The organism is Nonomuraea sp. NPDC003201 (assembly GCF_053590415.1).
Window position 1 is genome coordinate 1 of record NZ_JBSFTC010000440.1, and the last position, 7131, is coordinate 7131.

At 69.3% G+C, this 7131-nt stretch carries 8 protein-coding genes; 4 read left to right on the top strand and 4 right to left on the bottom strand.

What is annotated here, in order from left to right; all coding sequences use genetic code 11:
• Positions 1–1437: hypothetical protein (locus ACWDX9_RS57105; RefSeq protein WP_449971464.1), on the top strand; the 1437-nt coding region annotated here is incomplete at its 5' end.
• A gap of 50 nt (positions 1438–1487) precedes the next feature.
• On the opposite strand, the gene ACWDX9_RS57110 is transcribed toward ACWDX9_RS57105, so the two are convergent.
• The gene (locus ACWDX9_RS57110; protein WP_449971466.1) at positions 1488–2189 is read right to left on the bottom strand and encodes a hemerythrin domain-containing protein; all 702 of its coding nucleotides are present in this window, start codon (positions 2187–2189) and stop codon (positions 1488–1490) included.
• Positions 2190–2523: 334 nt separating this feature from the next.
• On the opposite strand from ACWDX9_RS57110, the gene ACWDX9_RS57115 reads away from it, so the two are divergent.
• On the top strand, positions 2524–2694 hold the full coding sequence (locus ACWDX9_RS57115) for a hypothetical protein (RefSeq protein WP_449971468.1): 171 nt from the start codon (positions 2524–2526) through the stop codon (positions 2692–2694).
• Positions 2695–3102: 408 nt separating this feature from the next.
• Here the strand turns inward: ACWDX9_RS57115 and ACWDX9_RS57120 are convergent, their stop codons facing one another.
• Positions 3103–3372, bottom strand: coding sequence for a DUF1330 domain-containing protein (locus ACWDX9_RS57120; RefSeq protein ID WP_449971478.1), 270 nt, complete (start codon positions 3370–3372; stop codon positions 3103–3105).
• Between the two features lie 405 nt (positions 3373–3777).
• Between ACWDX9_RS57120 and ACWDX9_RS57125 the strand changes: the two genes are divergently transcribed.
• Positions 3778–4128 carry a PaaI family thioesterase gene (locus tag ACWDX9_RS57125; protein ID WP_449971481.1) on the top strand — a complete coding sequence of 117 codons (351 nt, stop codon included), beginning with the start codon at positions 3778–3780 and terminating at the stop codon, positions 4126–4128.
• Between the two features lie 61 nt (positions 4129–4189).
• Here the strand turns inward: ACWDX9_RS57125 and ACWDX9_RS57130 are convergent, their stop codons facing one another.
• Positions 4190–4651, bottom strand: a complete 462-nt coding sequence (locus tag ACWDX9_RS57130) for an Lrp/AsnC family transcriptional regulator (RefSeq protein WP_449971470.1) — start codon at positions 4649–4651, stop codon at positions 4190–4192.
• A 71-nt stretch (positions 4652–4722) separates the two neighbouring features.
• Here ACWDX9_RS57130 and ACWDX9_RS57135 point away from each other — a divergent pair, with 71 nt between their 5' ends.
• The gene (locus ACWDX9_RS57135; protein WP_449971472.1) at positions 4723–5760 is read left to right on the top strand and encodes a DMT family transporter; all 1038 of its coding nucleotides are present in this window, start codon (positions 4723–4725) and stop codon (positions 5758–5760) included.
• Positions 5761–5874: 114 nt separating this feature from the next.
• Here the strand turns inward: ACWDX9_RS57135 and ACWDX9_RS57140 are convergent, their stop codons facing one another.
• Positions 5875–6519, bottom strand: coding sequence for a tyrosine-type recombinase/integrase (locus ACWDX9_RS57140; RefSeq protein ID WP_449971475.1), 645 nt, complete (start codon positions 6517–6519; stop codon positions 5875–5877).
• Positions 6520–7131 lie beyond the last annotated feature (612 nt).

Sequence of the window (7131 nt, forward strand, 5' to 3'; positions counted from 1 at the left end):
GCCGCCGCGATCGAGTCGCGTACCGGCGGCTCGGCCTCGGACCGGCTGGCCGCCGCCGCGCACCACTGGCTGCTGGCGATCCCCGCGGGACACACCGCGCGGGCGTGGCGGGCTGCGTGGCGGGCTGCCGAGGAGGCCAAGCGGCTGCGCGCGTACGACGCGGCCGTCGAGCTGCTCGAACGGGCGGACCGCGTGGCCGAGGACGACCCGGCGGCGAGTCAGTCCGAGCGGATGGACCTGCTGTTCGCGCTGGCCGAGGCCAGGTTCGGGGCGGGCGACTCGCTGGGGCAGGAGGCCGAGCTGGCGCGCATCCGCCACCTGGCCGGGCAGGCGGGCGACCGGCGGCGCCTGATCGAGGCCGCGACCGGGTACGGCGGCCGCATCCTGCAGCCCTGGAAGGTCTATGGCGACCACGATCCGGACCTGGTGGCGGACCTGGCGAAGCTGGCCGCCGAAGAGGGGCTGGAGCCTTCGGCCCGCGCCCGGGTGCTGGCCTGCCTGACGCTCCAGACGTACTACGAGCCCGGCCGGGACCCGGCCGAGCGGGAGCTATGGAGCGCCGAGGCGGTGTGGCTGGCCCGCCGCGAGAACGACGCGACGCTGCTGGGCCGGGTGCTGTTCGCCCGCTACTACGGGCTGCTCGACCCGGACCACGCGCGGCAGCGGCTGGAGGCGGGCGAGGAGATGGCCCGCGCCGGGCTGGAGGCGGGCGACGACGAGCTACGCGCGATCGGGCTCATCTGCCAGGCCGGCACGCTGCTGGAGCTGTGCCGGGTGCGGGAGTCACGGGAGCCGGTGGCCGAGGCGGCGCGGCTGATCGGGCGTATCCACATGCCGTATCTGCGCATCATGCTGGGCTGGCTGCGGCTCGGCCTGCTCGTGCAGCAGGGCGACCTGGACGCGGCCGAGGAACTGCTCGCGGCCACCGCGGCCGAGCAGCGGGCCACCTCGATGTGGGGAGTGGAGTCGAGCACGGCCGGGATCACGTACCTGGTGGAGGTCATGCGCCTGCGCCTCGGGGCGGCGGACGCGGTCCGGCCGCCGATGGACGTGTCGCACGAGCCGCTCGACCCGTTCAACCTCGACGTGTACGCCCACTACCTGGTCGTCAGCGGCCGGCCGGAGGAGGCCCGGCAGGCGCTCGGCCCGTGGGAGCGGCAGCCGCCGATCCCACGCACGTTCGTGTACCTGTGCTGGCTGGTGCTGCGCTGCGAGCTCTGGGCCGCGCTGGGCGACCGGCAAGCCTGCGCCGCCCTGTACGAGGAGGCGTCCCCGTACGCCGACCGCATCGGGATCTCCGGCCTGGGCATGCTGTTGTGGCCGGTCAGCCGGTCGCTGGCGCAGCTGGCCGAGGCCCTGGGCGACACCGGGGCGGCGCGGCGGCACGCCGAGCACGCCGAACGCGTGGAACGGGAACTGGCCCAGCCCAGCGAGTAGGCGGGGACCGGTTCACCTCTACAGGACCGGCTCACCCCCAGAGGACCGGCTCACCCCCACAGGTAGGCCGTGCGGCGCCGGTAGCGTCTCCCGGCCAGGTTGGAGATCATCAGCAGTTGCCGGGGCGCGGTCGCGCGCAGGTGGGCCTCGACGTCGGCAGGCACCTCGGCGCTGGTCCAGCCGACCAGCCTGACCAGCTTGCGCAGGCCGTAGTCCTTCATGATCGTCTTGTGCATCTCCGCGTCCTCCTCCGGCGTGATGTGGGCCATCATCAGCGGGATGCCGTCGGTCTCCTCGTGCGCGAGGTGCGCGCCGAGGGTGTCGGCCAGTGTGCGCAGGGCGGTCGTGAGCCGCTCGCGCTCCTGCTCGGACGGTCCGGAGTCGAACGCCTGGAACGCCTCGGTGCTCTCGCGGATCCAGTGGTCGCACGCCTCGTGCTCGGCCTCCAGCGCGTCGATCGTGCCGATCGCCCCCGGGGCCCGCTCGCGCAGCCGCGGCCAGATCTTCTCGTCCTCGGCGGTGTGGTGGTGGTGCAGGACGAACAGGACCCACGCGTGGTGCTCGCGCAGCGCTGAGACGCGCCGCCGGTCGTCAAGGCGGATCCGGCCGATCGCGGTGAGCAGGTGGCCGAGGTCGCGGCGGAAGCCGTAGTGCGCGAGGTACATGTTGGCCATGTCGAGCGGCCCGGGGGCGGCGGCGGCCTGGCCGGGCAGCATGATCTGCGGGACGTTCGGGTGGTCGGCGGTATGCACGATGCGCTCCTTCTCTACGATGTGCCGCCATCGTGACCGCCTGCCCTTGGGCCGTTCTGGAACGCCGGGCCCAAGAGTGGCCCAAGACCTTTGATCCGAGAGCGCGCAGGACGAGGGCGCCTGCCGCAGGAGTCGCCGCCCTACCGCAAGGCCGGAACCGGCGATAGCGGGTCACTTGCTCATTCGAGAGGAAATCCACAGGCAGGAGCAGGCACGCTAGGGCGCTCAACCAGGGCAAACAGCCCTCGTCACCGAATCGTCGTCAAGATCGCTTTTGTAGCGCCAAAATCCGATCCGATCCTCCCCGGAGGCCGATCGAGGTCGCCCCCCGTCCGTGATCATCGCCAGCGACCCGGCCGTCATCGCCGAGTCGTGCGGCGCCAGGGCGCTCCGCAAGCTGAGCCTGCGGCAGATCGCCCCCACGGTCGCCCTGGGCGCCCTGCCACCCGAGGAGCAATCGTTATCTTGGGTTCTTGGCCTCTTCGCGCAGGTCAGAGCGAGATGATCTTGCCGGGCATGTAAGGCACGGTGCCATCGCGCGCAGTCGGCAGCCCAGTCGGCTCGGGTCCGTTGGAGTGCTTGGTACAGCCGCTCGGCAGGTACCTCGAAGGCGGTTCGTGCTCAGGCTTTCGGATGCTGATCCGCCGGCGTAGCGAGGTCGTGTCGGACATTCAGCAAGACCGCCGTCGTCGTCATCACCGCGAAGTCCGCCGGGCGCAAGGTCTTGGGCCTCGCCACCGCAGACGTCCGTCTTGCTTGACCTCGCGGCGAGCCGCCGACAGGGATCAGGCCGTCGAGGACGTCGACGACGAACTGGGACGCGGGGCATCGCTTCGAACTCGTCTCGTGAGTCGTCGTTCAGCACCGTGTGCGTATCAGGTGACGGATGCTCAGCGATGGCTGGGCCCGCCGGTCAGTCGATGCCTTCGATGATGCGGAAGTCGCGCTCGACGCCGTCGGGGAGGGCCACCAGCGCCTTCTGGTATGCCTCGCTCTCGTATGCCGCGACGGCCTGTTCAAAGCTGTCGAACTCGATCAGAACGACGCGTTGCGTGATTCCGGCCTCGTGGGCGACGACTCGACCGCCATGGGACAGTGAAGTGCGCGCAGAAGTTCGGTGAAACGGGTTGCGTTGGCGACACCGGCTACAGCGGATCGAATTGCCCGCGGGCGAAGGATGTATACGAGGCGCTGGATTGGAAGTGCGAGTTGCCTACATCGCCCTCGCCCCGCGTGGTCGCATTGTCGCTGCAACATGCTGTGAAGATCAGCCAACGTGCCACACGTGAAAGAAAAGATCATCTTGCTCTGACCAGCGAGAAGAGGTCGTCAACCCAAGATAACGATTGAGACGACCTGGAAAAAGTCCGGTCGACCTACACCGAACAAGGCACCTCGATCGCAGCCCTCGCCCGCGTCCACGGAGTCAGCCGCGCCGCCATCCGGACCGCACTGGGCGACCTCCTGCCCGATCAGAGCGTCCCATCCCCTCGGCCAGCCTGACCCAGGCTGACCGAGAAACACCCCTGTCGACCTGCGGCTCAGCGCTAAGCGCTAATACCCGGCCGGATCTTCCCGCTGCCCCAGGCTGACCCACATCGCTCCCGGCCGCGTCGTGATCACGCTGCCCGCCCGGCCCGAGGTGACCCAGCAGAACGGCTACGTCCACGCCGGCGCCAGCAGCGCCATCGCCGACAGCGCCGGCGGCTACGCGGCCTTCACCCTGTTCCCCGAGGGCACCTCGGTCCTGACCGTGGAATACAAGATCAACCTGCTCGCGCCCGCGGCCGGCGACCACATCGAGGCCGTCGGCACCGTCCTCAAGCCCGGCCGCACCCTCACCGTGTGCTGCCTGGAAGTGTTCGCCATCCACCAGCAGCAGCGCACACTGATCGCCACCGGCCAGCAGACCCTCATCTGCGTACCCGAACGCCCCTGAAAACGCCACTGGCCGAGGCTTCGGTTGCCGCTCAACCCCCGGGACCGGGGCGGTTCCGGCATCACAGGAGGGGGAGCGGAGAGGGGGTCTTGATCTCTTGGAGGTGCAGGAGAGTGGTGACGCGCTGGGCGCCGTGCAGGGAGAGACGGAGCAGAATCCGCTGGAGGTCCGGGACGTCGCGGGCGGCGATGAGCAGGATCATGTCGATCTCTCCGGTGACGACGTCGGCGGAGAGCACCTCGGGGATCGCCTTCAGGGTGTCGGCGAAGGCGCGCTCGGTCTGGGGGGTGTGCCGGGCGAGGGTGATCATCACATAGGCCTTGAGGGGGAATCCGGCCTGTGGGGGGTCCAACTCGGCCGTGATCCGCCTGATCACTCCTGATTCCTTGAGCCTGCGGACGCGGTGCAGGGTGGCGGCGGGTGAGAGCCCGACCAGCCGGGCGAGTTCCACGTTGGTGCGGCCCGCGTCCTGCTGGAGCTCGGTCAGCAGCCTGCGATCAATTTCATCAAGCGAATCGGCCATCTCACAAAATATAGTTGCGCATACAGGATCCGGTGCCGATTCTTCGGTCGCACGTTGCTGATCCTTGGGGCATGACGACGAATCGTTCGGCGACCCTGTCCGCCCTCACGGCAGCCGGAGTCCTGTGGGGGGTGACCGTCCCCCTGATCAAGATCGCTCTCGCTGGCTGGGGTCCGGTCTGGCTGACCGTCGTACGCTTCGCGCTGGCCGCGGTCCCGCTCCTGTTCGTGGCCGACCGAGCCCCTCTTCGACGGGCCGCCTCGCCCAGGGTGGTCTTCTGGGGCGCGACCGGCTATGCCCTCGTGATCGTCCTGCAGGGGCTGGGAATCGAACGGACGAGCGTCGCCCACGCCTCACTGATCATCGGCCTGACCCCTCTGCTCGCCGCGATCGCCACAGTCGCGCTGGGCCGTGCCAGGGTTGGCCGCACCGCTTGGACGGGCTTCGCCCTGGCGTTCGCGGGCATCGCGCTGGTCGCCACCAGCGGTGGCGGCTCGGCCTCCCTCGGCGGCGACCTGCTGATCCTGGTCAGCGTTTTGCTCAGCGCCACCTTTCTGCTCGCTCAGGACCGCCTGCTGGTCGACCGCGACCCACTCGCCGTCACGGCCGTGCAGTTTGCCGCCTCCGCCTTGCTGGCCGCCCCGCTGGCCGTGGCCGTCGAGGGCGCCCCGGCCCTGCCGTCGTCGACCGCCCCCATCGTCGCGGCCCTCGCCCTGACCGTCCTCGGCACCCTGCTCCCGTACGCCCTGTTCGCCTATGCCCAGTCGCGCGTCTCGCCCGGCCTCGCCGGCGCCTTCCTCAACATCGAACCGGTCGTCGGCTTCGGTGCGGGCGTCATCGCCTTCGGGGACCCCTTCGGCCCGCTCCAACTGCTCGGCGGTCTGACGGTTCTGGCGGGCCTGGCCCTCACCGCCGCCCCGGCCCAGACCAGCCCCCTGCCCCACCCGAGCCACTACCCGTCCTGGGGGATCAGGCCGCCAGGCCGAGGTCGAGGCGGCGGCCCATGTCGATGTCGATCGTGCCGTAGAGGTTGGCGTTGGACCAGAACAGCGGCGACAGGCCGCGCTTGTCGGCGCCGGTCAGTCTCTGCTGCCAGGCGGGGTCTTTGAGGACGGACTGGACGAGCAGGGTGTTGATGAATTCTCTGAACTAGTTGATGATCTTGTTCGGGTCGACGCTGATGGTGCGACCGGCGACGTCGCGGAATGTCGGGGTGCCGAGGTTCACGGTGGCGGCAAGGCGGGCGCGCTGGTTGAGCTGGGCGAGTTTCTGTTCCGCTCCGGCGAGGCTGACCTTGAGTCCTTCGACTTCGCCCAGCCAGTTCTCCCGTTCGGCTTCGGCGATGCGGGCGAGCAGGTGTTGCGGATGTCCACGATGCGTTGACGCTGGCCCGGGTCCGGCCGGAGGAGGCTGCGGCGTAAACAACTGTGCTCGTGAACGCAGCCGGTGCCGTAGGCGCGGCCGCAGTCGCCCAGGGCGACGCGCCGGCGTTCGAAGTGGCCGAGAAACTCCTCCCATTCTTGATCGGTGGGCGTGCGGTATTCCTCGCTGGGACGAGTCCCGCGGCGGCGGGTGATGAAGGCGCGGTGCCCGTTGATGACCTCCTCGGGATAGACGGCCTTGTAGCCCATCGTGGTGTTGATGTCGCGATGACCGACCACGAGCTGGGCGATGTGAGGTGGCATCCCGTTCATGATCGCGTCGGTGATGAACAGGCGCCGGAAATCGTGTGGGGTGAACTTCAGCGGCTGGTTGCTGGTGTCGGTGAGACCGGTGCGGGCCAGAGCCTCGTTGAGCAGCGCCCGGTTGCCGGAGATAGGAATCGGTCGGTTCTCCACTCCGATCGGTCGTTGAAACAGCAGAGGCATGGGTGGATTCCAGACTCGCTCGTGGATGTCGTAGGAGACCACGAGCGGGACCGCGCCACTGGTGTCCCGGACGCGTCGGCGTATTGGGCGCCGAGCAACTCCGAGGCCCGCGCTCCCGACGACACCCAGAAGGCCACCAGCGCCCGGTCGCGATGCGAGCCCAGCTGAGCGAACAGGTCGTTGAAGCGCTCGTCCGGGATGCGGCGCGGCACCCGCTGCACGATCCTGGGCCGATACAGCCCCGTGCGTTCCTTGCGGAAGGAGTCCATCGGATTGTGATGGGCATGCGCGCGGCCACCTGACCGGACAAGGGGAAACGGGTTGACCATCGGGCCCGAGCCGGCGTCGCGGTGGAAGTCGTAGAAGCCACGCAGGACGCTCTCGCTGTGGCCGCGAGTGGTCGCCGCGTACTTGGGGCCCGGCTTGGCCTTGCCCGTCACCGGATTCGGCGAGGCCGTCACCACGCTGCTGGAGTGGGTGGGCTTGTCGATGATCTGGATCCACCGCGAGAAGTCACGGTGAACCGCTCCGGGATCGGTGGAGACTCTATGGGTTGACTCCAGCCGCCGGTTGGGGCTGGTGTTGAGCGTAGTAGACGGCTTCGTGTTCGGC

Coding starts and splice junctions, on each gene's coding strand:
- ACWDX9_RS57130 (WP_449971470.1), bottom strand. CDS start 4,651: ATGGCCGATTCGCTTGATGAAATTGATCGCAGGCTGCTGACCGAGCTC.
- ACWDX9_RS57135 (WP_449971472.1), top strand. CDS start 4,723: ATGACGACGAATCGTTCGGCGACCCTGTCCGCCCTCACGGCAGCCGGA.
- ACWDX9_RS57140 (WP_449971475.1), bottom strand. CDS start 6,519: ATGCCTCTGCTGTTTCAACGACCGATCGGAGTGGAGAACCGACCGATT.